Here is a 26356-nt window from a genome sequence, read left to right as displayed (position 1 = left end):
CTTCTCCTTACTGCCAGTCACGGTGATAGGCACCGAGCGTGGTCTGGCTGCCTTCCGAAAGCTCACCGAGTGCGCGCATCCAGGGTTCCTGCACCGCAAACTGCTCAGGCGACGCCATACAGCGGTCGATCGCCTGGCGCCACACTTTTGCCACCTGTGCCACATAAGCTGGGCTACGCTGGCGACCTTCAATTTTCACCGAGGCGATATTGGCGCGCAGTAATTCCGGTAACAGCGACAAGGTGTTGAGGCTGGTAGGCTCTTCCAGCACGTGATAGCGCTGGTTGTCTACTTCATAGCGCCCTTTGCACAGCGTGGGGTAGCCAGCGCTTTCATCGGCGCCGTAACGATCGATCAACACTTCATTGAGGCGCGATTCCATCCCTTGCGGCGTTTGCTGCCAGCGCACGAATTTTGCCGGTGAGCAGGCTCCCGCACTGTTCGGTGATTCACCCGTCAGCCATGAAGAGAGATAGCAGCGACCCTCCGCCATAATGCACAAGCTACCAAAGGCAAAAACTTCGAGTGGTACCGGTGTTTCACGTGACAGTTGCTTAACCTGATGCATCGACAGCACACGCGGCAACACCACGCGGCTGAGATCGAAATGGCGATGATAAAAGTGGATGGCCTGCAGATTGGTGGCCGAAGCCTGCACCGAAAGGTGACGTTCTACCTGCGGATAACGCTGCGCGGCATATTCCAGCGTGGCGATATCGGCGAGAATCAGTGCATCAGCGCCGTTTTGCGCCGCTAAATCAATGGCGGTTTGCCAGCGATTGATGCCATCAGGATGGGCAAAAGTGTTGATCGCCACGTGCAGCTTGCGGCGATGCTGATGCAGAAAGCGCGCTGCCTCCGCCAGCTTCTTGTCAGTAAAATTGAGGCCAGCAAAGTGGCGGGCATTGGTGTCATCCTTTAAGCCGACATACACCGCGTCAGCGCCATGCTCCACCGCCGATTTCAGCGCAGGTAAATTCCCCGCTGGACACAGCAGTTCCATACTTTTTCCTCCCCGAATTCTGAAGCGGTAAAGTGTAGGGAAGGTGTCGTGCGTAAATGTTGATTTAAGGCAGTGAAAGCGTCACTCAGGATACAGAGTGAAGAATATTTAATCAGTTGTTCAGCGATTTCATTGATCTCAGTGGAGGCGAGGGGGCATGGTTGTGGCAATATAGGTAAAAATTTCTGAAGGGATTAATGAATATGCTTGCGCGCTTACGTGGCCTGATTGTGGAAAAAGGCCCAGAAATCCTCGCCTTACCTGTTTCATTTACTCCATTCCCTGTAAAAAAAGTGGTTTTGCAACAACTCTTAAACTGGCAATTTCGTCATGCTTTGTCTGAAGGTGAGTTAGACTTTCTGGAAGGGCGCTATCTGGGGATTGAGATTGCGGATGTGAATCTGCGCTGGATCACCACCTTACAGAAGGGGCGCCTGACCGTTTCGCGCGACGCTGAGGCTGATGTCTGGTTTCGTGGCGAAGCTAACGACCTGTTGCTGGTGGCAGCACGCAAAGCAGACCCCGATATGTTGTTCTTTCAACGCCGTTTGGTGATCGAGGGCGACACGGAGCTGGGTTTGGAGGTGAAGAATCTAATGGATGCTATTGAACTGGATGCCATGCCCACGCCTTTGCGTACGGGGTTACAGCAGCTGGCTGCCTTTGTTGAGGCAGGAATGAAACAGGACGCGGAGGCCGCTGAGGCGCGCGTGGGGATCTCATGTTGATTCGTACTGAAATTGGTGTGGATGCGGCGGGCATCGACACCCTGTTAAAGCGCAGTTTTGCTACCGCCGCAGAAGCAGAATTGGTGCAGCAGTTGCGTGAAGATGGCTTACTCACGCTCGGCGTGGTGGCCACAGATGATGAGGGGCAGGTGCTGGGTTATGCCGCCTTCAGTCCAGTGACCTTGCAAGGTGAAGATCGCAACTGGGTGGCGCTGGCGCCGCTGGCGGTGGATGAGTCGGTGCGCAAGCAAGGCATTGCCAAAAAACTGGTGTACGAAGGCCTGGATTCATTGAATGAGTTCAGCTACAGCGCGGTGGTGGTGCTGGGCGATCCCGAGTTTTACAACCCACTGGGCTTTGAGCCGGCGGCACGTCACGGCTTGCACTGCCGCTGGTTAGGCAGCGAAGCGGCGTTTCAGGTGTACAAGTTAGCGGACGATGCGTTTACGGGCGCAGAAGGGTTGATCGCTTTCTCCGAGCCTTTTAATCGCTTCGACTAAACCACGCATTCAGGCATGAAGGCTGCTGTGCAACCAGCAGCAGCTTTTGCGTGCGGCTGAGCTGCTTCACCTGATACTCCAGACGCGAAGCGGCCGCGCGGTCGCCTGCATCGCAGTTAAACACCAGCGTCAGCGGACCTTTGCCGCGCAATGCGCGCGCACCTTTGCCACACTGATGCTGCAGCAGGCGGCGATGAACATCCGTGGTGATACCGGTATAAAGCATGCCGGCGGCGGTTTGCAGCATATAGAGCTGCCAGCCCTGTTGCATAAATGACTTTTCCTGTTCGATGGCTGTTGGGCAGTGTAGCGCGCTTAGGTTAGCCTCGCTATCTGCCGCATGGAGTTGCATTGTGTCTGACCAGTCTCATCTTATTCGCTATCTCAAAAAACAACGTGCCCTGTCATTATGTGCCAGCAACGGCGACGATTTGTGGTGCGCCAACTGCTTTTACGTCTTTGATGAAAACCGTATGGCGTTTTGGTTGATGACCGAACCCGATACGCGACACGGCACGTTAATGCAGGCCAATTCGCGCGTTGCGGGCACGATCAACGGCCAGCCAAAAACGGTGCTGTTAATCAAAGGCGTGCAGTATTTTGGCCGTATCCAGCAACTTAGTGGAGAGCGTGAAGCGCAGGCGCGTCATGCCTACCAGAAACGTTATCCGATTGCCCGCAAAGTGCAGGCTCCTTTATGGGAGATTATGTTGGATGAGCTGAAGATGACCGACAACGCGCTGGGCTTCGGCAAAAAAATCATTTGGCAGCGTGATAAGACCGGCGAAAGTTAATTTTCCGCTCCCGATCAAACTTACGTTAACTTTGCATAGCAGATTCCAATAACCTGAATAACACTATGGATTAACCGCCGCGCCTCCCAGTGCGGCATACGTTATTCTGTAGGATACGGATTCTGTTATGACCCAACTCGCATCTTCTGCACCCGCGACACGCTTCGCATGGTGGAAACCCTTGTTGTTCCTCGCCGTGGTGGTGATCGGCTTGTGGTACGTCAAATGGCAGCCCTATTACGGCAAAGCCTTCACGGCGGCTGAAACCCACTCTATTGGCAAATCCATTCTGGCAAACGCAGCGGATTCACCGTGGCGTGCTGCGCTGGACTACGCAATGATCTACTTCCTCGCAGTCTGGAAAGCCGCGGTGCTGGGTGTGATTTTGGGTTCGCTGGTACAGGTGCTTATCCCGCGCCACTGGCTGCTGCGCGTCATGGGCAATTCTCAGTTTGGTTCAACGCTGGTCGGCACCGGGTTAGGTTTGCCGGGCATGATGTGCACCTGCTGTGCAGCGCCGGTGGCGGCGGGTTTACGTCAGTCGCAGGTGTCGAGCGGGGCAGCGATGGCCTTTTGGCTGGCCAATCCACTGCTGAATCCCGCCACGTTAATTTTTATGGGGTTTGTGCTGGGTTGGCATTTCGCGGCGATTCGGCTGGTGGCGGGCTTGGCCATGGTGCTGGGGATTGCGTCGCTGGTGCAGCGCAGCGTGCCAGAACACACAGTCGTCGCACCTGTGGTGATGGCTGCCGGTAGCGAGCAGCCGTTCCTGACCCGCTGGCTACGCGTGATGTGGCGGCTGTTCTGGAACACCATCCCGCTGTATATCGTTGCCGTGCTGTTATTGGGTGCTGCACGCGTCTGGCTCTTCCCGCATGCCGATGGCGCGGTGGGCAATACGCTGTTTTGGGTGATGCTGATGGCGGTAGCGGGCTGTTTGTTTGTCATTCCCACCGCAGCGGAAATCCCCATCATACAAACCATGATGCTGGCGGGCATGGGGATCGCGCCTGCGCTGGCGCTGCTCGTGACCTTACCCGCCGTCAGTGTGCCATCGCTACTGATGCTGCATCGTGCTTTCCCGGCGCGTGCCTTGTGGATCGCGCTGGCTGGCGTGGCGCTCAGCGGCATCCTCCTCGGTACGATCGCCCTGTGGCTGGCGTAAATACCAGATCTTCTGATTGCGGCTGCCGCGCCACAGCAGCCGCACATCTTTCTCAGCTTCCACAAACCGGCCATCGATTAGCACATCAATTTCAGCCACCACTTCACGCTGCGCTGCGCTGAGTTCTGCCATCTCATAACCGGTCCACAACCAGATATCCTTGTCCGGGCATTCGCGTCGCACCCGTTTCACCAGACGACGGATGTGCGGCACATTGTGTGGATGCAACGGATCGCCGCCGCTCAGCGACAACCCCTGGCGCGGAATGCGCTGATCGTTGAGATCGGCGATCAGCTGTTCTTCCATCTCCAGCGTAAAAGGCACGCCGGAATCGAGCCGCCAGGTACTCTGGTTGTAGCAGCCGCGACACTGATGTTCGCACCCGGCAACAAACAGCGTACAGCGCGTGCCTGGCCCGTTGACGATATCGACGGCGTAATAGCGATGAATACGCATCATCCTAACTGTCCGGTATCCAGATGTTTAACGCGACGCTGCACTTCTTCCTGCTTACCGGCATTGAACGGTCGCGCATCGGGGCTACCCAGATAACCACAGACGCGGCGCGTGACGGAGACGCGAGCCGGATCGTGGTTAGCGCAGCTCGGGCAGGTAAAGCCTTTACTGGTGCAACTGAATTCGCCGGTGAAGCCGCATTCATAGCACTCATCAATGGGCGTGTTGGTGCCGTAATAGGGCACGCGGTGATAGCTGTAATCCCACACATCCTCCAGCGCCTTGAGGTTGTGCTGAATATTGGGGTATTCGCCGTAACAGATGAAGCCACCATTGGCGATGGCCGGATAGGGCGCTTCAAAGTCGATCTTGTCGTAGGGATTCACTTTCTTTTCGACGTCGAGATGGAAGCTGTTGGTGTAGTAGCCTTTATCGGTGACGCCTGGCACAACGCCAAACTCGGCGGCATCGAGACGGCAGAAGCGATCGCAGAGGTTCTCGCTCGGTGTGCTGTAAAGGCTAAAACCGTAGCCGGTCTCATCTTTCCAGGCATCCACGGCAGCGCGCAGACGCTGCACAATCGCCACGCCTTTTTCCCGCAGGTGCTGCGCGTCATACGGATGGACTTCACTGCCGCTCAGCGCATTCAACGTTTCATGCAGGCCGATATAACCGAGCGAAATCGAGGCGCGGCCATGGCGGAAAATCGCACCCACTTCGTCATCGGCATTCAGGCGAACGCCACACGCGCCTTCCATGTAGAGAATCGGTGCCACGCGCGCCTTAGTTTTCTCCAGTCGGGCAATGCGCGTCATCAATGCACGCTTAGCCAGTTCAAGCCGCTCATCCAGTAGCTGCCAGAAGTGGGCTTCATTGCCGTTGGCTTCCAGTGCAATGCGCGGCAGGTTCAGGCTGATGACACCAATGTTGTTGCGTCCTTCATGAACCTGCTTACCGTTTTCCTCATACACGCCGAGGAAGCTGCGGCAGCCCATCGGCGTTTTGAACGAGCCGGTGACTTCCACCACTTTGTCGTAATTGAGGATATCGGGATACATGCGCTTACTGGCACACTCCAGCGCCAGCTGCTTGATATCGTAGTTAAAATCGCCGGGACGACGATTCACGCCCTCGCGGATGGCGAACACCAGTTTCGGGAACACCGCGGTTTTGTGATTTTTTCCCAGTCCGGCAATACGATTACGCAGAATCGACTGCTGAATCAGGCGCGCGGCCCAGTCGATGCCAAGACCAAAGCCAAAGGTGACAAACGGCGTCTGGCCGTTGGCGGTGTGCAGCGTATTGACCTCATATTCCAGAGACTGGAATGCGTCGTAGCACTCTTTCTCGGTGCGCACGCGTGCGTAGGCTTCCGCATCCGCAATCTGCCACTGTTGAGCTACCGCGCGATGTTTCTCCAGACTGAGATTCACAAACGGGGCCAGCACTTCATCAATGCGATTAATGGTGGTGCCGCCGTAAATATGGCTGGCGACCTGAGCAATGATTTGCGCCGTCACGGCCGTCGCGGTGGCAATGGATTTCGGCGGCTCGATTTCGGCATTGCCCATCTTAAAGCCATTGTTCAACATGCCCTGAAGATCGATCAACATGCAGTTAAACATCGGGAAAAATGGCGAATAGTCGAGATCGTGATAATGGATCTCACCGCGCTCATGCGCCAGTACCACATCACGCGGCAGCAGCTGCTGTTGGGCATAATGTTTGGCAACGATACCCGCCAGCAAGTCGCGCTGGGTGGGGATGACTTTACTGTCTTTATTGGCGTTTTCGTTGAGCAGCGCGGCATTGGTCTGTTCAACCAGGCCACGAATCGCGTGATGCAGTTTGCCACGCTGTTCACGGGCTAAATCACGCTCATGGCGATATTCGATATACGCGCGTGCCAGTTGTGGCCAGCGCCCAGCCATCAGCGTCTCTTCCACCGCACATTGAATATCGCGGATATCCACTTCAACTCGATTGGCCAACTGACGGCTGACGCGTGTCGCGACTTGCGCGCACCAAAGTGCATCATCAATCTGTGCCGCCCGCGCCGCCGCCTGCACCGCCAGCTCAATACGCTGCGCTTCAAACGGCACTCTGCAGCCGTCACGCTTAATTACCACCGTCGCCATTTCTTCTCCATGAAACTATATATGGGTATTTGTGGAGAGTGTAATCGCTACATGTGGTGTTTTGGCTGAAATTAATCGCGCTGTTTTTGACCTGCCGCAAAGAAGACATAACGAAGTTTGAAAGCCGCACAATGGTTAAGCGGACTAAACTTCAAAAGTTTTAACCCGCCCAAACTTCGACCTCGTATAACTTGATTTGCGATGCGAAGCAGGTTTAATGGGTTTTTTGCCTATTTTTGGCCCGTCATTATTCACAAGGATGCCTTACATGCCTCTGCAAAGAACGCTGCTCGCCTGTTGTTTATCCCTGACTTTCTCTTCTATTGCCGCACCGATTAACGATCTACCCTTAATGCCCTGGCCACAAAAAGTGGTGCAGCCTGCCAGCGGCGGCGCATTAACGCTGACACCGCAATTCACGCTGCATATTACGGGCGATCATCTGGAGGGAGCCGAAGCGCGCTGGCGCGCCCGCATTTCACGTCAAACCGGTTGGCCGCTGCTGCCCGCCAGCGCACCGAGCGATCAGGCCACGATTCAGGTGCAAATCGCTCAGGCAGTAGATCCCTTGCCACAACCGGACAGCGATGAGAGCTATCATCTTGAGGTCAGCAGCAGTGGTGTGGTGCTGAAAGCCAACACGCGTTTCGGTGCCATGCGCGGCATGGAAACCCTGCTACAGCTGATTGAAAATAATGAGACGGCAACGCAAATCCCTTATGTCACCATTGACGATAAACCGCGTTTCCCGTGGCGCGGGGTGCTGATCGATTCGGCGCGCCATTTCCTGCCGATTGAAACCGTGAAGCGGCAGATCGACGGTATCGCGGCTGCGCGTATGAACGTATTCCACTGGCATCTGACCGACGATCAAGGCTGGCGATTTGCTTCCAGCCACTATCCTCAGTTGCAGGAGAAGGCCAGTGACGGCCTTTACTACACGCAGCAGCAGATGCGCGATGTCGTGCGTTATGCCACGCAGCGCGGCGTACGTGTGGTGCCGGAAATTGATGTGCCAGGGCATGCCTCGGCGATTGCGGTGGCGATGCCAGAGCTGCTCAGTGCGCCGGGCCCTTACAAGATGGAGCGCGGCTGGGGCGTGTTTAAACCGCTGCTGGATCCCAGCAACGAAGCGGTCTTCACCTTTATTGATACGCTGATGGGCGAAGTCACGGCGATCTTCCCCGATCCTTACATCCACATCGGCGGCGATGAAGTGGATCCGACCCAATGGAATGACTCGCCAAAGATTCAGCAATTTATGCGCGACCATGGTCTGAAGGACACGCACGCATTACAGGCGTGGTTCAATCAGCGTGTGGAGAAGATCCTGGAAGCCCATCAGCGTCGGATGATTGGCTGGGATGAGGTTTACCATCCTGATCTGCCGAACAGTATTTTGATCCAATCCTGGCAGGGGCAGGATGCACTCGGTGAGGTGGCGAAGCACGATTTCCGTGGCATTCTTTCAACCGGTTTCTATCTCGACCAACCGCAAACCGCGGCTTACCACTATCGCAATGAGCCCTGGCCGCAGGGACTCAATGGTCTGGACCAGATTCAAACCAACGAGCAGGCGCAGAGCTGGCAATTCACTATGCCGCGCCTGAAAGGCAGCCCCGTCAAAGGCAGTTTCACTTTGGTGGAAGGCAAAAATGGCTGGCGTGGCTTTATTGATTTCAGCGGCAAAGCGCGGCGTATGGTGAGTGGCATTCGCTGGCTATCACCCACACAACTCACTTTTAGCGTAGATACCTGGATGGGACCATTCCAGCCAATGGTCACTCTGACGCAGGACAAACTGACCGGCTACATGCTGGTGGGCAATGTGCGCTATCCCGCTGAGGGCAGCAAGCTGGCGCAGGTGCCCACTGGCATTAAGCCTTCCGTGCCTACGCCAGACCAAATGCAAAACAACCTGATTGGTGGTGAAGCGGCGCTGTGGGCGGAAAACGTCAACAGCAGGGTGATCGATACTCGCTTGTGGCCGCGCGCCTTTGTGGTGGCTGAGCGCCTGTGGTCGGCGAAGGATGTCACCGACAGCGACAACATGTACCAGCGTTTGAATGCGGTGGATCGCTGGGGCACGGTGTCGGTGGGATTACAACAGCATCAGCAGGCGGAGGTGCAGATGATGCGGCTGGCCAACACCAGCGATATCACGCCGCTGCGCGTGCTGGCGGAGGTGCTGGAACCGGCACAGTACTACACGCGTCAGCACCTGAAGTTCCAGGCCGGGCACTACGATTATTTTGAGCCGCTGAATCGTCTGGCGGATGTGCTGCCGGCCGAGAGTGAACCGGTGCGCTTATTGGATAAACAGGTGGATGCACTGATGGCCAATCGCGAGGATCGCAGCGCGGCCAATGCCATTCGCCAACAACTACAGCGCTGGCAAAACAACAGTGATGCGGTGATGCCACTGATCCTGAGCAACTATCAACTCAAGGCATTGCAACAACAAGTGCAGCAGGTGGCCACGCTCAGCCGTATGGGGATCGATTTGGTCAATGCGATGCAGCGTAATCAGGCTTACGGTGCGAGTGAAGTGGCCGAGATGCATGCCAAACTGGACGCTGCGGCACAGGTGCAGGATGAAACCGTGCTGGCACTGGTCAGGCCGCTGGAGAAGTTATTGAGGTCTTCGAAATAGATGAGAGCGAGCGCTCTGCCGCAAACGGGCGGTGGGGCGGTTTAACGTAGTGTGCAGCTTTAGCTCACCCCGTCCTCTTCTGCTTTGGCTGGAGAGGACAGGGTGAGGACAACACATTGCCTGGCGCCGATTAACGACGTACGGCAATCGCCTCAATCTCGATTTTCACATCTTTCGGCAGACGCGCCACTTCCACGCAAGAACGTGCAGGGAAGCTGGCGTTGTGCTCGGTGAAGAAGGCTTCGTAAGTCGCGTTAACGGTGGCGAAGTCGTTCAGATCTTTCACGAACACGGTGGTTTTCACAATGTCGCCCACTTTCAGGCCAGCGGCTTCAACAATCGCCTTCACGTTCTCCAGTGACTGACGCGCCTGCGCAGACACATCATCTGCGACGGCACCGGTCGCCGGATCCACAGGGATCTGGCCTGAAGTGATGATCATGCTGCCGAGATCCACGCCCTGCACATAAGGGCCAATTGCTGCGGGTGCTTTTTCTGTGCTGATTTCGCGAGACATTGTTTCTCCTTAAAAGTGCGCAGCCGACCTATGTCAGCCGCGTATTGGTTCGCCCCATTATAGGGACGATAGGCACGATTACCAGTGACCGAGCACCACGTGGCGCGCGAACTCTTTCTCGCAATATTTGCACTTCAGGTGCACATCATCGTCACGCTGTTTCACCGCGAAGCTGCTGAATACCGGCTCGCTGCGGCTGATGCAGTTGCTGTTCGGGCAGGTGAGCACACGCTCGACACGATCCGGTAAGGTCGGGGCGATTTTCGCTACCACTTCGTATTCATCAATACGGTTAACGGTAGCGAGCGGCGCATACACCGCCAGTTGGTTAATCTGATCGTCGGTCAGGAAAGTATTCTCGATCTTGATCAAATCCTTACGGCCCATTTCGCCCGAAGGCAGATTCAGGCCAATGGTGATGCGCTGGTCGGTTTCGGTCAGACGAAACAGCGACAGCAATTTAAAACCGACCTGCGCAGGAATATGGTCGATTACCGTGCCACGCTTGATGGCTTCAACCTGCAATTTATTATCGTGAGTCATCGGTTTCTCCTTACAGTGCCAGGTCGCTATTCAGTACCAGTGCCAGCAGGGCCTGGCGGGCGAAGATGCCGTTGCCTGCCTGCTGGAAATACCAGGCGTGCGGCGTGCTATCGACGTCGGTGGTGATTTCATCAATACGCGGCAGCGGATGCAGTACTTTCATATTGTCGCGTGCGCCCGCTAAATCAGCGGCGCGCAGGATGAACTGCGCTTTGACGTTGGCGTACTCGGAAGGATCGAGACGCTCTTTCTGCACGCGCGTCATGTACAGAATATCGAGTTCCGGCATCACTTCTTCGATGGTGTCATGGCGTGTCCAGACAATGTTCTGCTCATCCAGCATATCGGTGATGTAGGCCGGCATGGCCAGCGCATCTGGTGCGATAAAGTAGAAACGGTTGCCGGTAAACTTGGCCAGCGCCTGGGTCAGCGAGTGCACGGTGCGGCCATACTTCAGGTCACCGACCATCGCCACATTCAGGTTGTCGAGGCGGCTCTGGGTTTCACGGATGGTGAACAGATCCAGCAGCGTTTGCGTGGGATGTTGGTTGGCACCGTCACCAGCATTGAGAATCGGAATGCCGCTGGAGAATTCGGTCGCCAGACGCGCGGCACCTTCCTGCGGATGACGCATCACAATCGCATCGACGTAAGTGCTGATCACCGAGATAGTGTCGGCCAGCGTTTCACCTTTTTTACCCAGCGAGGTATTGCTGCCGTCGGCGAAGCCCACCACTGAAGCACCCAAACGATGCATAGCGGTTTCAAACGACAGGCGGGTGCGCGTTGAGGCTTCAAAGAAGCAACTGGCAATCACGTTGTGCTTCAGCAGTTCTGGCTGAGGATGAGCCTTGAGTTGAGCAGCGGTGTGTAACACCAGCTCCAGCTCTTCGCGGTTGAGATCGTTGATGGAAATAATGTGCTTGCGATATAGCGGGTTGGCCATAGCGTTCTCCTCTGCGCTGCCGGATTGCGGACAAAAAAAAGCCCCTGCTTAAGGGGCTTTTTTTACGATCAATGTATGACGGAAAGAAACAGCTGCATCGCCTGCGGTCAGGCGGGGTAGAGCGGCAAATTGTACGCTGCGCTGTTGCATGTTTCCTCCGGCAAATTGTGGCGCATTATACGCATTCACTGATTAGCATCAAGCAGAAATCGCCGTAAGGTAAACGTTTGCTTTACTGGTTACCCAGCGTGGCGACCATCACCGCTTTAATGGTGTGCATGCGGTTTTCAGCCTGATCGAACACAATGCTGTGCGCCGATTCAAACACCTCATTGCTCACTTCCATACCGTCATGCAGACCGTACTGTTCAGCCATCTGACGGCCTAAAGTGGTTTGATCGTCATGGAAGGCCGGGAGGCAGTGCAGGAATTTCACCTGAGGATTGCCGGTCAGCGCCAGCATCGCGCTGTTGACCTGATACGGACGCAGCAGGGCGATACGCTCTTCCCACACTGATTTCGCTTCGCCCATCGACACCCACACATCAGTGTAGATGAAATCCGCACCCTGCACGCCTTCGGTAATCTCTTCGGTCAGAGTGATTTTGCCACCGGTTTTTTGTGCTGCGACGCGACACTGCTCCACCAGTTGCTCTTCCGGCCAGCAGCCCTTCGGTGCCACCAGGCGCAGATCCAGGCCAACCAACGCAGCGGCTTCCAGCATGCTATTACCCATGTTGTTGCGCGCGTCACCGACGTACACCAGTGTCATCTCGCTCAGCGGTTTGCCTGGCAGATGTTCCTGCATGGTGAGCAGATCGGCCAACAGTTGCGTAGGATGGAATTCGGTCGTCAGTCCGTTCCACACCGGCACACCGGCAAATTCCGCCAGCGTTTCCACCAGCTCCTGACCAAAGCCACGATACTGAATGCCGTCATACATACGCCCTAATACGCGCGCGGTATCTTTCATCGACTCTTTATGGCCGATCTGGCTGCCGCTTGGGCCGAGGTAAGTGACGTTAGCGCCCTGATCGTATGCGGCAACTTCGAAAGAGCATCGGGTGCGGGTCGAGTCTTTTTCGAAGATGAGCGCGATATTCTTGCCTTTCAGGTGCTGGGTTTCAGCGGCATTTTTCTTAGCGTGTTTTAATTCACCTGCCAGACTTAGCAGGTAGCTGATTTCAGCTGGAGTGAAATCCAGCAATCTCAGGAAGTGTCTCGAATACAGCTGACTCATACAGCGCTCCAGATACGGGTTAATAATGAATTAAAATTCAATCTAACCGTATGAATATGCATTTTCAACCCCGGCGATAATAAACTTTCTGTTTTGTGTAGTGGCGGGCGAAGCAGTGTGGGAAAATAATTGCATTCACGTCGAACATTTTGAGGACACGCACATGGCATATGAAGCATTGCTGGAAGAACAGCGCGAAGAAACCCGCCTGATCATTGAAGAGTTGCTGGAAGACGGCAGCGATCCGGATGCGCTTTACACTATCGAGCATCACCTCTCTTGCAACAACTTCGACTCACTGGAGAAAGTGGCGGTTGAGGCTTTCAAACTGGGCTTTGAAGTGAGCGAGCCAGAAGAGCTGGAGCTGGAAGAGGGTGGCACGGTGATGTGTGTGGATATCCTGAGCGAAGGCGCGTTAAAGCCAGAGCTGATTGATGCACAGGTTGAGCAGTTGGTGAATCTGGCCGGTAGCTTCAACGTCGATTACGACGGTTGGGGCACTTACTTCGAAGATCCGGACGCAGAAGATGAAGACGACGATGGCGACTTCATCGACGACGAAGAAGACGACGGTGTGCGTCACTAAGTCTTAAACGGGCGGCGCTCGCCGCCCAGAACCACTTCCCCGCCAGATAAAGAACGCCGATGAATTACGCTCCCCTGTTAGAACCCATTTATGAATTTCTGCACTGCCGCACGCCACAAGCGTGGATTGATGAAGCGCGCAAGCCGGAAAACCTGACGCTGCTGCTGACCGATCACATGGTGTGCGAGTTAAAAGCGGCGCAGACCGCGGTATTTATCATTCGTCGTTATGTCGCCGATAAGCCAAGTGGCGATGCCATACTGGCGTGGCTCAAGCCGTATGAAGATTTCATCTACCGTGAAGAGCCGGACAGTAACTTTATCAATGCGCACAAGAATCTGACCAAAAGCATCATTGTGCGTAACGAACTGCCGTGGGCGGATGATTTGATCGAGATGATGATTCTGCTGATCAAAGAAGAGCTGCATCATTTTTATCAGGTGTGGGAAATTATGCAGTCGCGGGGTTTACCGTATCGCAAAATCACCGCCAGCCGTTACGCCAGAGGATTGATCCGCGAGATTGCCAATCATGAACCCGATGGGCTGGTGGATAAATTGATTTGTGGCGCCTATATCGAAGCGCGATCTTGCGAGCGGTTTGCCAGCCTGGCGCCGTATCTGGATGAGCAGTTACAGAAGTTTTATATTTCGCTGCTGCGTTCTGAAGCACGTCACTATCAGGATTATTTGAAGCTGGCGGAACAGATTTCCGCGAAGGATATTACGCCACGCGTACAGGCGTTTGGTGCAGCGGAAGCGAAACTAATCAGCGAGCCGGATGGTGAGTTGCGTTTCCATAGCGGCGTGCCGGCCTATTAAGTGGGTGCGCAGACCTGCGCACCGCTTTTACATTACAGCACTTTCAGCATCCGCACTTCACAATCCCCATGCCCGGTACAGCCCATCGCGCTATCAATCAACTCGAAGCCCAACGACTCATACAGCTTAATCGCGCGGGTCAGACTGCCGGTGGTTTCCAGATAGCAGCGACGGAAGCCCTGCTGACGCGCATACTCCATGGCCTGCAACGCGAGCGCACGCGCCAGCCCTAAACCCCGCACCTGCGGTAGGAAATACATTTTCTGCAGTTCGCAGATATCCGGCGCGCTACACGCCAGCGGTGCCACGCCACCGCCGCCCACGACGAGGCCTTCATGCTCGACAATCCAGTAAGCGCTGTTGGCTTCGCTGTATAACTCGAACAGGCGATCCAGATTCGGATCGGACACGGTGTAGCCTTTATCGGCAGTCAGGCCAAACTCTGCGGAGACATCACGGATCACTTGCGCAATCAGCGGATTATCGGCCGCAACAATCGGGCGCACCTGTAAATTCAGTGGCGTAGCGGTGGTCATCATTTTCTTCCGGTGTAAAAAAGCCGGGCAGTGCCCGGCCTGGATTAAGCAGTTGGACTGATGCGCTTACAATGCCGCAATCACGCCCTGCTGTTCAATCAGTTTTGCTTTTGATTGTTCCAGCTCAACGATGCGCTCGCGCTCTTTCGCCACCACCGCTTCCGGTGCACGTGCGACAAAGCCTTCGTTCGCCAGTTTGACCTGGATCTTCTCAATCTCGACATCCAGCTTGGTCAGCTCTTTCGCCAGACGCTCCAGCTCTGCTTCTTTGTTGACCAGATCCGCCATTGGGATCAGCAACTCAGCGCCTTCGACGATCTTGGTGACCGAGACCGGACCTTTCTCGCCTGCAGGCAGAATGGTCAGGCTCTCCAGACGCGCGAGGCGCGACAGGAAGCTGCGGTTCTCTTCGACACGGCGCTGGGCGGTTGGCGAGCAGTCACGCAGCAGCACATCCAGTGGCTTGCCTGGTGCGATGTTCATTTCAGCACGAATGTTACGCACTGCCACAATCGCCTGCTTGATCCACTCGATATCCGCTTTAGCTTCGGCATCTTCTTTCGCCACATCAAACTGCGGGAACGGCTGCAGCATGATGGTATCGTGATCGATATTCTTCAGACCTTTCACACGCTGCCAGATGGTTTCGGTGATGTAAGGAATGATCGGATGCGCCAGGCGCAAGACCGCTTCCAGCACGGTAACCAGCGTATTACGCGTACCGCGCAACTCCGCTTCGCTGCCGTTGGTCATCACAGGCTTGGTCAGCTCCAGATACCAGTCACAGAACTGGTTCCAGGTGAAGTCATACAGAATGTTGGCAGCGATATCGAAACGATAGCTGTCCAGCGCTTCACGATAAGCTTTCACGGTGCTGTTGAATTCGGTCAGAATCCAGCGATCGGCCAGTGACAGCTTCAGTTCGCCGCCGTTCTGGCCGCAATCATGCTCTTCGGTGTTCATCAGCACGAAGCGGCTGGCGTTCCACAGCTTATTACAGAAGTTGCGATAGCCTTCGAGACGCTTCATATCCCAGTTGATGTCACGGCCGGTTGAGGCCAGTGCTGCCAGGGTAAAGCGCAGGGCATCGGTGCCGGAAGCCACAATACCGTCCGGGAACTGCTTCTCGGTACGTTTGCGGATCTTCTCAGCCAGCTGTGGCTGCATCATGTTACCGGTGCGTTTCTCCAGCAGATCTTCCAGCGAGATACCGTCGATCATATCCAGTGGATCGATGACGTTGCCTTTCGACTTCGACATCTTCTGGCCTTCTTCATCACGAATCAAACCGGTCATGTAGACGGTTTTGAACGGCACCTGTGGCTTGCCGTCTTCATCTTTGATGAAGTGCATGGTCAGCATGATCATGCGCGCAATCCAGAAGAAGATGATGTCGAAGCCGCTCACCAGCACGCTGGTAGGGTGGAAGGTACGCAGCGCTTCGGTATTCTCTGGCCAGCCAAGGGTAGAGAAGGTCCACAGACCTGATGAGAACCAGGTATCCAGCACGTCGTCGTCCTGGCGCAGTACCACAACGTCAGCCAGGTTATTCTCCTGACGCACTTCGGCTTCCGTACGGCCGACATAGACGTTGCCGTCGTTGTCGTACCAGGCCGGAATGCGGTGTCCCCACCACAGCTGACGCGAGATGCACCAATCCTGAATGTCACGCATCCATGAGAAGTACATGTTCTCGTACTGTTTTGGCACGAATTGGATGTCGCCGTTTTCTACTGCTTCCACCGCGACTTTCGCCAGCGGGGCCGTGCGCACATACCACTGGTCGGTCAGCATTGGCTCGATCACCACGCCGCCACGGTCACCGTAAGGTACGGTCAGATCGTGGGGTTTGATCTCGTCCAGCAGGCCGAGTTCATCAACCGCAGCCACCATCGCTTTACGTGCCGCGAAGCGCTCCATTTTCTGGAACTGTGCTGGGATCTCATCCGCGCACTCGTCGCTGACTTCGCCATTGGTGTCGAACACTTCCGCGCGCTCGCGGATATCGCCATCAAAGGTCAGGATGTTGATCATTGGCAGCTTGTGACGACGGCCGACTTCATAGTCATTAAAGTCATGCGCAGGCGTGATCTTCACGCAGCCGGTGCCTTTTTCCATGTCCGCATGGTCATCGCCAACGATCGGAATGCGACGGTTGACCAGCGGCAGGATCAGCTCTTTGCCGATCAGATCTTTATAACGCGGATCTTCCGGGTTCACCGCCACGCCGGTATCGCCCAGCAGGGTTTCCGGACGAGTGGTGGCGACCACCAGATAATCTTTACCTTCTGCGGTTTTAACGCCATCCGCCAGTGGATAGCGGATATGCCACATAGAGCCTTTGCTCTCGCGGTTTTCCACTTCCAGATCAGAGATCGCGGTACGCAATTTCGGATCCCAGTTCACCAGGCGCTTGCCACGGTAAATCAGGTTTTCTTTGTATAAACGGACGAAGACTTCACGCACCGCATTAGACAGGCCTTCGTCCATGGTGAAGCGCTCGCGCTCCCAATCCACGGAGTTACCAAGGCGACGCATCTGACGGGTAATGGTGCCGCCAGATTCATCCTTCCACTGCCAGATTTTATCGATGAAGGCTTCACGGCCGTAATCCTGGCGCGTTTTGCCTTCTTCAGCGGCGATCTTGCGCTCAACCACCATCTGCGTCGCGATACCGGCGTGGTCAGTACCCGCCTGCCACAGGGTATTTTTACCCTGCATGCGCTGGTAGCGAATCATGGTATCCATGATGGTCTGCTGGAAAGCGTGACCCATATGCAAGCTGCCGGTGACGTTCGGCGGCGGGATCATGATGCAAAAGCTTTCCTGGCTGGTATCGCCATTCGGTTTAAAGTAGCCCTGCTGTTCCCAGTGCTCGTAGAGCGGCTGCTCGATATCTTGCGGGTTATATGTCTTTTCCATTTCTACACTGTCGTTTGCGGCGGAGGTGGCGTCGCCGTATTCAATTGGAAACCAACGCTGCGATAGGCTTTATAGCGGTCGCGCGCCAGTTGTTTTAGGGATTCTTCGTAAGGTACGAAGTCTATCACTTCATGGAAACCAGTAGCAAAATCTGCGAACTGTGGCAGCAGGCTGATCAGCAGGTCACGCGGGGAACTGCCGCGACGCTGCGGCCAGGCCAGCTCCACCGGCGCGCCGTAACGCGGGCCTTCACCGGCCAGATTGTGCGGCACAAAAGCGTTGGCCGGGCGCTGCCAGAGCGCTTCATCCAGGCGATTGGCCTGCTCTTCATTTTCACAGGCAATCAGGATGCGTTTGCCGTCACGCCAGCGTGTTTCGGCCAGATCGCACACCAGTGCTTCGATGGCGCTGAGGCCGTCGCTGGCGCTTTCTGACTCCATCACATAGAAAGTGGCGTTTTTCATGGCAAGCTTATTTCCATTAATGACAGTGGGGCGCATTTTGCGCCCCATGAGTTCATACGTCTATACACTTCATACTTAAAGCTGCAGATGCGTTGGCTGCTCTCGCTCACCCGAATCACTTACTTGAGTAAGCTCATCGGGACTCTCTCGTTTGCCGCCTTCCTGCACCTCGAATTATTTGTGTATATTTTTTACTCGGCTTTAATCGTCGCCGTTCAATCCTGCGCGGTTCAACAGGAACTGCGACAGCAGCGGAACCGGACGACCGGTGGCGCCTTTGGCCTTGCCAGAACGCCATGCGGTACCGGCGATATCCAGGTGCGCCCAGTTAAATTTACGGGCAAAGCGCGCCAGGAAGCAGGCCGCGGTGATAGCACCACCCGGACGACCGCCAATGTTTGCCATGTCGGCAAAGTTGGACTCCAGCTGCTCCTGATACTCATCCGCCATCGGCAGACGCCAGGCGCGGTCACCTGCTTGCTCGGAGGCGCTGATTAACTCGTGCGCCAGCGGGTTGTGGTTCGACATCAAACCGCTGACGTGATGGCCGAGCGCAATCACGCAGGCACCGGTCAGGGTCGCAACATCAATCACCACTTCTGGCTCGAAGCGCTCAACGTAGGTCAGCGCATCGCAAAGCACCAGACGGCCTTCCGCATCGGTATTCAGCACTTCAACGGTCTGGCCCGACATAGTGGTCAGCACATCGCCTGGGCGCATCGAGCGACCATCTGGCATGTTCTCGCAGCCCACCAGTACACCGACCACGTTGAGTGGCAGATTGAGTTCCGCCACCATGCGCATCACGCCATACACCGATGCCGCGCCGCACATGTCGTATTTCATTTCGTCCATCGAGTCGGCAGGTTTGATCGAGATACCGCCGGAATCGAAGGTCAGGCCTTTACCCACCAGCACAATCGGACGTGCTTCCGGATCGGTGCTGCCTTTGTACTCAATTACTGACATCAGCGATTCATTGTGTGAACCGGCCCCGACCGCCAGATAAGCGTTCATGCCCAGCTCTTTCATCTGCTGTTCGCCGATGACACGGGTAGTCACATTCTTGCTGTAAGCATCCGCCAACTGACGCGCCTGCGACGCCAGATACGCGGCGTTACAAATATTTGGCGGCATATTGCTGAGGTCTTTTGCGGCTCTGACGCCGGCGGCCACCGCTAAGCCATGCTGAATCGCACGTTCACCGCTGGTGAGTTCACGGCGTGTTGGCACGTTGAACACCAGCTTGCGCAGCGGACGACGCGGCTCAACTTTATTGCTTTTCAGCTGATCGAAGTTGTAGAGCGCTTCTTTTGAGGTTTCAACTGCCTGGCGTACTTTCCAGTAGGTGTTGCGTCCTTTCACATGCAGTTCGGTCAGGAAGCACACCGCTTCCATTGAGCCGGTGTCGTTCAACGTATTGATAGTCTTCTGAATCACCTGTTTGTACTGGCGCTCATCCAGCTCGCGCTCTTTACCGCAGCCGATCAATAGGATACGTTCAGACAGGATGTTAGGCACATGGTGCAGCAGCAATGTCTGACCGACTTTGCCTTCCAGTTCACCGCGACGCAGCAGGGCGCTGATGTAGCCGTCGCTGATTTTATCCAGCTGTTCAGCAATGGGTGACAAACGGCGCGGTTCGAAAACGCCTACAACAATGCAGGCGCTACGCTGTTTTTCCGGGCTACCGCTTTTTACACTGAACTCCATGCACTCTCCTGAATCTTAAAGACAACGGCCTTAGCTGTCGTTAGAATGTAGCGCGTTCGTAACCCATTATTTTTAGCGGCGCCATGACAATTTAACGCCGACAGTCATAATGAGATGTGGTGGCAATGTGTTGTTTTTTCACCACCCTAACGCGTTCGTCATACTATTTTAGCTACGATGACGGCCATTGATGAAGAAAAATGGCTGATAAGCGTTGAAACTAGCGATTTTCCTGCAAAAAGACAAGTTATCACAGGCGTACTAAGCGTGATCATCATTAGATATCTGGTTCGGGAAACGCTCAAAAGCCAGCTGGCTATCCTGTTCATCCTGCTACTGATCTTCTTTTGCCAGAAGTTAGTCAGGATTTTGGGTGCAGCGGTGGATGGCGAAATCCCAACAAATCTGGTTCTGACATTGTTAGGACTTGGCGTGCCTGAAATGGCACAACTTATCCTGCCCCTAAGCTTGTTTCTGGCGATTTTAATGACCCTTGGGCGGCTGTACACCGAAAGCGAGATCACGGTGATGCATGCCTGCGGCCTGGGGAAAAGCGTGCTGGTTAAGGCCGCGATGATCCTGATGCTGCTGACCTCAGCGGTGGCGGCGGTCAACGTCATCTGGTTAGGGCCATGGTCATCGCGTTATCAGGACGAAGTGACGCAAAATGCCAAAGCCAACCCCGGTGCGGCTGCGCTGGCGGCGGGCCAGTTCCAGACCTCCAGCGACGGAAATACCGTGCTGTTTGTCGAGAACGTGAAGGGCAACACTTTTGGGAATGTGTTCCTGGCGCAGCTGCGTCCGAAAGGCAATGCGCGCCCATCCGTGGTTGTCGCCGACAGCGGTCACATGGAGCAGCGCAAAGACGGCTCACAAGTGGTGACGCTGGATAAAGGCACGCGCTTCGAGGGCACGGCGATGCTGCGTGATTTCCGCATCACCGACTTCACCAATTATCAGGCGTTGGTGGGCTATAAAGAAGCCACGCTCGATCCGAATGATGCCGATCAGGCGAGCATCAGCGCGCTGTATCAAAACAAAACACCGCAGTTCCAGGCCGAGTTCCACTGGCGTTTAACGCTGGTGTTTGCGGTGCTGGTAATGGCGTTGATGGTGGTACCGCTCAGCGTGGTGAATCCGCGTCAGGGCCGCGTGCTGTCTATGCTGCCTGCCATGCTGCTGTATCTGATTTTCTTCCTGTTGCAGAGCTCGTTGCGCTCCAACGCAGCGAAAGGCAGGTTCGATCCTGCGATCTGGATGTGGGTCGTGAACTTTGCTTATCTGGCGCTGGCGGTGCTGTTGAACCTGTGGGATACGGTACCGATGCGACGCATTCGTGGTCGCTTTAGCCGTGGAGGATCGCTCTGATGTTTAAGGTCCTTGACCGCTATATCGGTAAAACCATCTTCAACACCATCATGCTGACATTGTTCATGCTGGTGTCGCTGTCGGGCATCATCAAGTTTGTCGATCAGCTGCGTAAAACCGGGCAGGGCGCTTACACCGCGCTCGACGCCGGTTACTACACGCTGCTCAGCGTACCGAAAGATATTGAGATCTTTTTCCCGATGGCGGCGCTGTTGGGTGCGCTGTTGGGTTTAGGGACGTTAGCGCAGCGTAGCGAGCTGGTGGTGATGCAGGCATCGGGCTTTACCCGTATGCAGGTGGCGCTGGCGGTGATGAAAACCGCGATTCCGCTGGTGTTACTGACCATGGCTATCGGCGAGTTTGTGGCACCGCAGGGCGAGCAGATGGCGCGTAACTACCGTGCGCAGCAGCTGTACGGTGGCTCGCTGATGTCGACGCAGAATGGATTGTGGGCGAAAGACGGCCATGACTACATCTACATCGAACGCATCAAAGGTGACAATGAGATTGATGGCGTCAGCATTTACAACTTCACCGACCAGCGTCGTCTGCTCAGCGTGCGTTATGCCGCCAGTGCGACCTGGAACAAGGACAAGAAGTTGTGGCAGCTGTCGCAGGTGGATGAGTCAAACCTGAGTGATGCGAAGCAAATTACCGGTTCGCAAAGTTTGGGCGGTGAGTGGAAAACCAACCTTACGCCTGACAAGCTCGGCGTGGTAGCGCTGGATCCGGATGCGCTGTCGATTAGCGGCCTGTACAACTACAGCAAATACCTCAAGCAGAGCGGCCAGGTTTCCGGGCGTTATCTGCTGAATATGTGGGGCAAAATCTTCCAGCCGCTTTCCGTGGCGGTGATGATGCTGATGGCGCTGTCGTTTATCTTTGGCCCGCTGCGTAGCGTATCGATGGGCGTGCGCGTGGTAACGGGGATCAGCTTCGGCTTCCTGTTCTACGTGCTTGACCAAATCTTTGGTCCGTTGAGTCTGGTGTATGGCATCCCGCCGATTCTCGGGGCGTTATTACCGAGCGCCGCGTTCTTTGCCATCAGCTTGTATCTGTTGATGAAGCGCAGTTAATTATTCGTCACAACCATGCCGCTACAGCACTGGATTTACGCTTGTAGCGGCGTACGAATTCTCTCTATCAAGTCCTGCACTGAACTCTCTATTCCGTTCTGTACTCAATTTTCAATGGTGACCAGCGCTATCCCAGCTTGCTGCCAGATTTCGGCGTCTTCTGGTAACGTATCCATCACCAACATATCGACCTGATCGCATCGTGCAAATTGAGCCAGTGAGGTGTTTCCCAGCTTGCTACTGTCACATACCACGATAACCTGACTGGCGTGTTCAATGATGGTGCGTTTACTTTCCGCCAGCATGATGTCAGCGACACACGCCCCTTGTTTAAGCGAAATGCCATTCACCGCCATAAAGGCTTTATCCACGTTGAGGTGGTCCATCATCTGTCCACCTGCAGCAGGGATCACGCAGTGGTAGCCTTTTTTCACCATGCCACCAAGCAACACCAGTTGCACGCCGCTGGCTTCTTCCAGCACGCGGGCGATGGCAAAATCATTGGTGATAACGGTGAGATTTTTACGATCGCGCAAGTGATGTGCGATATGCAGTGTGGTCGTGCCGGTATCAAGTACGATGATATCGCCATCTTCCACGAGCTGTGCGGCGCGTGCACCGATACGAGCTTTGGCATCAATATGCAAACTTTCACGCAGATCCGAGCCCATTTCAAAGCTGGCTCGGGTACGCAGAATCGCACCACCGTGAGTGCGAGTGAGCTGACCAGATTCTTCCATCAAGCGCAAATCGGTACGAATGGTTGCTCCAGAAACGTTGAAGCGTTCACTCATTTCGCCAACCGAGATTTTGCGTTTCTCTTTCAGAATGGCGAGGATTTTTTCTTGTCTTTCCTCAAGATACATATTGGCCTCAGACGTGGGGAAACCGCATCACTCTATCTCAGCTTCCGGGCGGCGTGAACTCCACCCGGATAATTCACTCAACGGTTAAGCGGTTGCAAAAACTCCACGCGTTCACCGTCTGGTCCGGCAATCATAAAATAGCAGCTACCCGCAGGATGATCGCAAGGCCCTTCAACTAACGGATAACCCAGCGATCTTACCCATTTTTCCGTAGCGGCGAGGTCCTCAACCTGCCACGCGAGATGATCAACACCACTAACTTGCGCTGCACGCGTATCAGTGTGCCACGGTAACTGATAGAGCTCTAATACAATGCCTTGCTGTTGTAAGAACGCGATGACAATCGTGCCACGCGGTTCCGGGATATCCAGCTGGCGTTGAAACTCAAAGCCCAGCGACTGATAAAAATGACGTGCTGTTACGATGTTATGCGTACGTAATCCTATGTGCGCTAAAGATTTGATCATGTTCAAACTCCCTTGCGCTGGCACCAGAATCCGAAGAAGGCCACATACGCAAAACACACCAAAGGGATGATAAAGGCGAACTGCATATCGCCACCGTTCATGTCTGACATGATGCCCATCACCAGCGGAATGACCGCGCCACCAATAATGGACATCACCACAATCGATCCTGCCAGCTGAGTTTCTGCGCCCATGCCTTTAATGGTTAAGCCGAAGTTTGTTGGCCAGCACAGCGCCATACAGAAATTCACACCCATAATGGCCACCACGGCCGCCATGCTTTTCTGACTGACAGCAAACAGTAACAGCATGACGCACAGCGAACAGAACACACCGAGCAGCAGCGCCGGACTGTAGCGCTTCATTAACACGGTGGTGACGACTTTGCCTGCTGAGTAACAAAGCAGGGTAGCGATTAACCACCAGGTGGCCGAATGTTCGGTAGTACCGTGCTCAATCAACTGTACGAAACGGATAGTAAAGCTCCACAGACCCACCTGCGCACCGACATACAGGAACTGCGAGAGCACGCCCATGCGGAAGCGCGGTACCGCCCAGAGCTTTTTCAGCGACTGTAGCAGCGGCTCTTTCACCGCATCCGCTTTTGCAGCGGGTTTGCAGGCCGGGAATTTTACCGCGACAAACACCAGCGCCAGCACCACGAGAATCGATCCGATGATCAGATAGGGTGTGACAACCTGAGACACCATTTGCTGACGAATCACATCCGCAGCTTCAGCCGGCAGCGCCGCCAGTTGATCGTGGGTCAAATCGTCCTTGTTAAAGATCAGCTGTTGACCAATGACTACGCCCATAATCACGCCGACCGAGTTGAAGATCTGCGAGAAGTTAATGCGCTGAGTGGAGGTTTCGGCGGTCCCGAGCAGGCTTGAATAGGTGTTGGCAGAGGTTTCGAGGAACGACAATCCGCTGGCAATCACGCCAAGGCAACCAAGAAATGCCGCGTATGTCATAGCATGTGCTGCCGGAATGAACAGGAAGCAACCCGTAGCGTACAAACAAAGCCCAATGATGATCGCGACTTTGTAGGAGTAGCGTTTAATGACTGCAGCGGCCGGTAAGGCTACGAGGAAGTAGCCGAGGAAGAAGATCGACTGCACCAGCGCGGTTTGTGTATCACTCAGGTTAAAGCCCTTTTTGAACTGGGCGATCAGGATGTCATTGAGGTTGCCCGCCATTCCCCATAAAGCAAACAAGCAGCACACCATTAAGAGTTGCAGCCACGGCGTGGCCGGTAAATAGGCGCTACGATCCAAGGTTTCAGCGTGTGCGTTGGCCACTTGATCCTGCTTCTTAATCACTATTTCGCTCATGATCCCTGCTCCTCAAAACAGGCGGACGCGGCATCGAGACGATCCCAAAGCGGTTGTGCCTGTACATAAAGTTGGTCGAAGATTTCGAATTGACGTTGGTAGGCTGCATGCAGGCGGGCATCCGGTTGGATTTCACCGGCAATCTGCACCATGCGTTGCACCCCATAACCAAGGTCATTGAAGTGGCCGATGCCAGTGGCAGCAAGAATGGCGCAGCCTAGCGTGCCGTTTTCCTGATTGGCGGTTTGCAAAATAGGGCGGTTGTAAACAGAAGCCTTGATGCTCAGCCACAGTTCACTGCGCGATCCGCCGCCAGAGGCAATAATGCTATCCGGCATGGTGCAACATTCACTGAGCTGACGCAGATTGCGCCATGAGGCAAACGCCACGCCTTCCAGCACCGCACGATACAGATGACCGGCCTCATGGCGGCGCTGTAATCCAAATAGCTGACCGCGCGAGTTGCATTTCTCTGCCAGACGTTCGCCCGTGAGATAGGGCAGGAACAGCAATCCTTCCGCGCCCGGTTTCTTTTCTGCAGCCAGCCGCAGCATCTCAGGGTGTGAATGCTGGCCGCCGCCAAACGCTTCACGCGCCCAGCGCATGGCATCGCCACCGGCATCCAGTAAAGTAAAACCGCCCCACGCCGTGTTGCTGAGGTGCAGATTGTTCACCTGCGTATGCAACAGCGGCACATCACTCACCACGGTAATCAGGGTTGAAGTACCGGTGCTGTCAGATGCCTGACCTGGCTGGTAAACACCTGAACCGAGCAGGCTGGCAGCCATATCGGCAGTGCCTGCCACGACCGGAATACCCGGCCGCAAACCCGTTTCTCGTGCGGCCTCCTGACTGATAGTGCCAATCACGTCACTGGCGGCATGGATCTTCGGTAGCAGACTGGCCGAAAGTTGAAAGCGGTCAAGCGCGGCACTCGACCACTGGCGTGTGGCGCTATTCATGAGGTAATAGCACGAGGCTTCGCTGTAATCGGTGGCTCGCTCGCCGGTTAAACGAAAGTTGATAAAATCTTTTGGCATCAAGACACTGGCGACACGCGACCACACATCAGGATGATGCTCACGGATCCACAACAACTTAAATGCAGGCCACGCGGGCGTAGGGGGATTATTCAGATGCTCAAGCCAAAACAGCGCATCTTCCTGTTCCCTGAAGGCGGCAACCTGCGACCATGCGCGTTTGTCATTCCACAGCAGCGCACGGTCTTCAACCAGGTGGCCTGCGCTATCCAGCAGCACCGTGCCATGCATTTGCCCACACACCGCAATCGCCGCCACCTGCGTCATTTCAGCGCCAAAGCGCGTATTCAATTCCCGGATGCCGTCGCAAACAGATAACCACCACAGCGAAGGTGCTTGTTCCACCCAACCTGGCTGCGGACTTGTCTGTGAATATTCACGTTGGGCAAAACCGACGATATCGCCGTCGGTGGTAACAAGGGCAGCGCGTGCGCTGCCGGTGCCAATATCGAGGGTAAGAAGCATTTTTTTCATTATTCA

The 26356-nt window shown here is 55.1% G+C and carries 24 protein-coding genes and 1 pseudogene; 9 read left to right on the top strand and 16 right to left on the bottom strand.

The annotated features are described in order from the left end of the window. Positions 1 to 7: 7 nt before the first annotated feature. Entirely contained in the window at positions 8 to 1003 is a 996-nt protein-coding gene (gene ubiU, locus LBW88_RS10900; protein WP_224932341.1) for a ubiquinone anaerobic biosynthesis protein UbiU, read from the bottom strand. 203 nt (positions 1004 to 1206) lie between these two features. Here ubiU and ubiT point away from each other — a divergent pair, with 203 nt between their 5' ends. Together ubiT and LBW88_RS10890 are read left to right on the top strand one after the other, a co-directional pair. After that, complete coding sequence (gene ubiT, locus LBW88_RS10895) at positions 1207 to 1731, top strand: ubiquinone anaerobic biosynthesis accessory factor UbiT (RefSeq protein ID WP_224932550.1); 525 nt, start codon at positions 1207 to 1209, stop codon at positions 1729 to 1731. Continuing rightward, entirely contained in the window at positions 1725 to 2231 is a 507-nt protein-coding gene (locus LBW88_RS10890) for a GNAT family N-acetyltransferase (protein WP_224932342.1), read from the top strand. Before ubiT ends, LBW88_RS10890 begins: the two co-directional genes overlap by 7 nt. On the opposite strand, the gene LBW88_RS10885 is transcribed toward LBW88_RS10890, so the two are convergent. Further along, positions 2215 to 2502, bottom strand: a complete 288-nt coding sequence (locus LBW88_RS10885) for a GIY-YIG nuclease family protein (protein ID WP_224932343.1) — start codon at positions 2500 to 2502, stop codon at positions 2215 to 2217. The genes LBW88_RS10890 and LBW88_RS10885 overlap by 17 nt on opposite strands. Positions 2503 to 2584: 82 nt before the next feature. Between LBW88_RS10885 and LBW88_RS10880 the strand changes: the two genes are divergently transcribed. Together LBW88_RS10880 and LBW88_RS10875 are read left to right on the top strand one after the other, a co-directional pair. Continuing rightward, entirely contained in the window at positions 2585 to 3025 is a 441-nt protein-coding gene (locus LBW88_RS10880; protein ID WP_224932344.1) for a YhbP family protein, read from the top strand. Between the two features lie 127 nt (positions 3026 to 3152). After that, positions 3153 to 4190, top strand: a complete 1038-nt coding sequence (locus LBW88_RS10875; protein ID WP_224932345.1) for a permease — start codon at positions 3153 to 3155, stop codon at positions 4188 to 4190. Here LBW88_RS10875 and nrdG read toward each other — a convergent pair. Together nrdG and nrdD are read right to left on the bottom strand one after the other, a co-directional pair. After that, positions 4185 to 4649 (bottom strand): annotated as a pseudogene (nrdG, locus tag LBW88_RS10870) (anaerobic ribonucleoside-triphosphate reductase-activating protein); the annotation flags it as partial. The gene LBW88_RS10875 and the pseudogene nrdG overlap by 6 nt on opposite strands. After that, a complete protein-coding gene (nrdD, locus tag LBW88_RS10865; protein ID WP_224932347.1) occupies positions 4646 to 6784 on the bottom strand; it encodes an anaerobic ribonucleoside-triphosphate reductase in 2139 nt (712 codons plus the stop codon). The gene nrdD and the pseudogene nrdG, both read right to left, overlap by 4 nt. Before the next feature lie 268 nt (positions 6785 to 7052). Here nrdD and LBW88_RS10860 point away from each other — a divergent pair, with 268 nt between their 5' ends. Next, positions 7053 to 9437, top strand: a complete 2385-nt coding sequence (locus LBW88_RS10860) for a beta-N-acetylhexosaminidase (RefSeq protein ID WP_224932348.1) — start codon at positions 7053 to 7055, stop codon at positions 9435 to 9437. 130 nt (positions 9438 to 9567) lie between these two features. Here the strand turns inward: LBW88_RS10860 and ridA are convergent, their stop codons facing one another. From ridA to argF, 4 genes are all read right to left on the bottom strand, one after another. Further along, positions 9568 to 9954 carry a 2-iminobutanoate/2-iminopropanoate deaminase gene (gene ridA / locus LBW88_RS10855; protein ID WP_034826478.1) on the bottom strand — a complete coding sequence of 129 codons (387 nt, stop codon included), beginning with the start codon at positions 9952 to 9954 and terminating at the stop codon, positions 9568 to 9570. 78 nt (positions 9955 to 10032) lie between these two features. Continuing rightward, positions 10033 to 10497: an aspartate carbamoyltransferase regulatory subunit gene (gene pyrI, locus LBW88_RS10850; RefSeq protein ID WP_100704454.1), complete on the bottom strand. Its 465-nt coding sequence runs from the start codon at positions 10495 to 10497 to the stop codon at positions 10033 to 10035. Between the two features lie 10 nt (positions 10498 to 10507). After that, a complete protein-coding gene (pyrB, locus tag LBW88_RS10845; protein ID WP_224932349.1) occupies positions 10508 to 11443 on the bottom strand; it encodes an aspartate carbamoyltransferase in 936 nt (311 codons plus the stop codon). A gap of 232 nt (positions 11444 to 11675) precedes the next feature. Then, positions 11676 to 12683: an ornithine carbamoyltransferase gene (gene argF / locus LBW88_RS10840; RefSeq protein ID WP_224932350.1), complete on the bottom strand. Its 1008-nt coding sequence runs from the start codon at positions 12681 to 12683 to the stop codon at positions 11676 to 11678. Between the two features lie 163 nt (positions 12684 to 12846). Between argF and rraB the strand changes: the two genes are divergently transcribed. Both rraB and miaE read left to right on the top strand, forming a co-directional pair. Further along, the gene (gene rraB, locus LBW88_RS10835; protein ID WP_084934252.1) at positions 12847 to 13269 is read left to right on the top strand and encodes a ribonuclease E inhibitor RraB; all 423 of its coding nucleotides are present in this window, start codon (positions 12847 to 12849) and stop codon (positions 13267 to 13269) included. Positions 13270 to 13328: 59 nt separating this feature from the next. Further along, positions 13329 to 14090, top strand: coding sequence for a tRNA isopentenyl-2-thiomethyl-A-37 hydroxylase MiaE (miaE, locus tag LBW88_RS10830; RefSeq protein WP_224932351.1), 762 nt, complete (start codon positions 13329 to 13331; stop codon positions 14088 to 14090). Positions 14091 to 14122: 32 nt separating this feature from the next. Here miaE and LBW88_RS10825 read toward each other — a convergent pair whose 3' ends face one another. The 4 genes from LBW88_RS10825 to pepA form a co-directional block, all read right to left on the bottom strand. Continuing rightward, positions 14123 to 14629, bottom strand: a complete 507-nt coding sequence (locus LBW88_RS10825) for a GNAT family N-acetyltransferase (RefSeq protein WP_414004079.1) — start codon at positions 14627 to 14629, stop codon at positions 14123 to 14125. A gap of 63 nt (positions 14630 to 14692) precedes the next feature. Further along, a complete protein-coding gene (locus LBW88_RS10820) occupies positions 14693 to 17548 on the bottom strand; it encodes a valine--tRNA ligase (RefSeq protein WP_224932352.1) in 2856 nt (951 codons plus the stop codon). Between the two features lie 2 nt (positions 17549 to 17550). Then, the gene (locus tag LBW88_RS10815; protein ID WP_058971041.1) at positions 17551 to 18012 is read right to left on the bottom strand and encodes a DNA polymerase III subunit chi; all 462 of its coding nucleotides are present in this window, start codon (positions 18010 to 18012) and stop codon (positions 17551 to 17553) included. 201 nt (positions 18013 to 18213) lie between these two features. Then, a complete protein-coding gene (gene pepA / locus LBW88_RS10810; protein ID WP_034826455.1) occupies positions 18214 to 19725 on the bottom strand; it encodes a leucyl aminopeptidase in 1512 nt (503 codons plus the stop codon). 267 nt (positions 19726 to 19992) lie between these two features. On the opposite strand from pepA, the gene lptF reads away from it, so the two are divergent. After that, positions 19993 to 21093 (top strand): LPS export ABC transporter permease LptF, encoded by a 1101-nt coding sequence (lptF, locus tag LBW88_RS10805; protein ID WP_224932353.1) that lies wholly within the window; start codon positions 19993 to 19995, stop codon positions 21091 to 21093. Then, positions 21093 to 22169, top strand: a complete 1077-nt coding sequence (gene lptG / locus LBW88_RS10800) for an LPS export ABC transporter permease LptG (protein ID WP_224932354.1) — start codon at positions 21093 to 21095, stop codon at positions 22167 to 22169. The genes lptF and lptG overlap by 1 nt, the downstream gene beginning before the upstream one ends. Before the next feature lie 104 nt (positions 22170 to 22273). Here lptG and LBW88_RS10795 read toward each other — a convergent pair whose 3' ends face one another. From LBW88_RS10795 to LBW88_RS10780, 4 genes are all read right to left on the bottom strand, one after another. Beyond that, complete coding sequence (locus LBW88_RS10795) at positions 22274 to 23035, bottom strand: DeoR/GlpR family DNA-binding transcription regulator (protein WP_160868503.1); 762 nt, start codon at positions 23033 to 23035, stop codon at positions 22274 to 22276. Between the two features lie 77 nt (positions 23036 to 23112). Further along, positions 23113 to 23502 carry a VOC family protein gene (locus LBW88_RS10790; RefSeq protein ID WP_224932355.1) on the bottom strand — a complete coding sequence of 130 codons (390 nt, stop codon included), beginning with the start codon at positions 23500 to 23502 and terminating at the stop codon, positions 23113 to 23115. Positions 23503 to 23504: 2 nt separating this feature from the next. Beyond that, a complete protein-coding gene (gene fucP / locus LBW88_RS10785) occupies positions 23505 to 24836 on the bottom strand; it encodes an L-fucose:H+ symporter permease (RefSeq protein WP_224932356.1) in 1332 nt (443 codons plus the stop codon). After that, positions 24833 to 26350 carry a xylulokinase gene (locus tag LBW88_RS10780; protein WP_224932357.1) on the bottom strand — a complete coding sequence of 506 codons (1518 nt, stop codon included), beginning with the start codon at positions 26348 to 26350 and terminating at the stop codon, positions 24833 to 24835. The genes fucP and LBW88_RS10780 overlap by 4 nt, the downstream gene beginning before the upstream one ends. Positions 26351 to 26356: the final 6 nt, after the last annotated feature.

It is taken from the genome of Pantoea sp. alder81 (genome assembly GCF_020179835.1).
Lineage (GTDB): Bacteria > Pseudomonadota > Gammaproteobacteria > Enterobacterales > Enterobacteriaceae > Pantoea.
This window is presented reverse-complemented; position numbering and strand designations above follow the sequence as displayed.

Bases quoted from the DNA above. Each gene is read 5' to 3' on its own strand.
- ubiU (WP_224932341.1), bottom strand. From the start codon at position 1,003: ATGGAACTGCTGTGTCCAGCGGGGAATTTACCTGCGCTGAAATCGGCG.
- ubiT (WP_224932550.1), top strand. From the start codon at position 1,207: ATGCTTGCGCGCTTACGTGGCCTGATTGTGGAAAAAGGCCCAGAAATC.
- LBW88_RS10890 (WP_224932342.1), top strand. From the start codon at position 1,725: ATGTTGATTCGTACTGAAATTGGTGTGGATGCGGCGGGCATCGACACC.
- LBW88_RS10885 (WP_224932343.1), bottom strand. From the start codon at position 2,502: ATGCAACAGGGCTGGCAGCTCTATATGCTGCAAACCGCCGCCGGCATG.
- LBW88_RS10875 (WP_224932345.1), top strand. From the start codon at position 3,153: ATGACCCAACTCGCATCTTCTGCACCCGCGACACGCTTCGCATGGTGG.
- nrdD (WP_224932347.1), bottom strand. From the start codon at position 6,784: ATGGCGACGGTGGTAATTAAGCGTGACGGCTGCAGAGTGCCGTTTGAA.
- LBW88_RS10860 (WP_224932348.1), top strand. From the start codon at position 7,053: ATGCCTCTGCAAAGAACGCTGCTCGCCTGTTGTTTATCCCTGACTTTC.
- ridA (WP_034826478.1), bottom strand. From the start codon at position 9,954: ATGTCTCGCGAAATCAGCACAGAAAAAGCACCCGCAGCAATTGGCCCT.
- pyrI (WP_100704454.1), bottom strand. From the start codon at position 10,497: ATGACTCACGATAATAAATTGCAGGTTGAAGCCATCAAGCGTGGCACG.
- pyrB (WP_224932349.1), bottom strand. From the start codon at position 11,443: ATGGCCAACCCGCTATATCGCAAGCACATTATTTCCATCAACGATCTC.
- argF (WP_224932350.1), bottom strand. From the start codon at position 12,683: ATGAGTCAGCTGTATTCGAGACACTTCCTGAGATTGCTGGATTTCACT.
- rraB (WP_084934252.1), top strand. From the start codon at position 12,847: ATGGCATATGAAGCATTGCTGGAAGAACAGCGCGAAGAAACCCGCCTG.
- miaE (WP_224932351.1), top strand. From the start codon at position 13,329: ATGAATTACGCTCCCCTGTTAGAACCCATTTATGAATTTCTGCACTGC.
- LBW88_RS10825 (WP_414004079.1), bottom strand. From the start codon at position 14,629: ATGATGACCACCGCTACGCCACTGAATTTACAGGTGCGCCCGATTGTT.
- LBW88_RS10820 (WP_224932352.1), bottom strand. From the start codon at position 17,548: ATGGAAAAGACATATAACCCGCAAGATATCGAGCAGCCGCTCTACGAG.
- LBW88_RS10815 (WP_058971041.1), bottom strand. From the start codon at position 18,012: ATGAAAAACGCCACTTTCTATGTGATGGAGTCAGAAAGCGCCAGCGAC.
- pepA (WP_034826455.1), bottom strand. From the start codon at position 19,725: ATGGAGTTCAGTGTAAAAAGCGGTAGCCCGGAAAAACAGCGTAGCGCC.
- lptG (WP_224932354.1), top strand. From the start codon at position 21,093: ATGTTTAAGGTCCTTGACCGCTATATCGGTAAAACCATCTTCAACACC.
- LBW88_RS10795 (WP_160868503.1), bottom strand. From the start codon at position 23,035: ATGTATCTTGAGGAAAGACAAGAAAAAATCCTCGCCATTCTGAAAGAG.
- LBW88_RS10790 (WP_224932355.1), bottom strand. From the start codon at position 23,502: ATGATCAAATCTTTAGCGCACATAGGATTACGTACGCATAACATCGTA.
- fucP (WP_224932356.1), bottom strand. From the start codon at position 24,836: ATGAGCGAAATAGTGATTAAGAAGCAGGATCAAGTGGCCAACGCACAC.
- LBW88_RS10780 (WP_224932357.1), bottom strand. From the start codon at position 26,350: ATGAAAAAAATGCTTCTTACCCTCGATATTGGCACCGGCAGCGCACGC.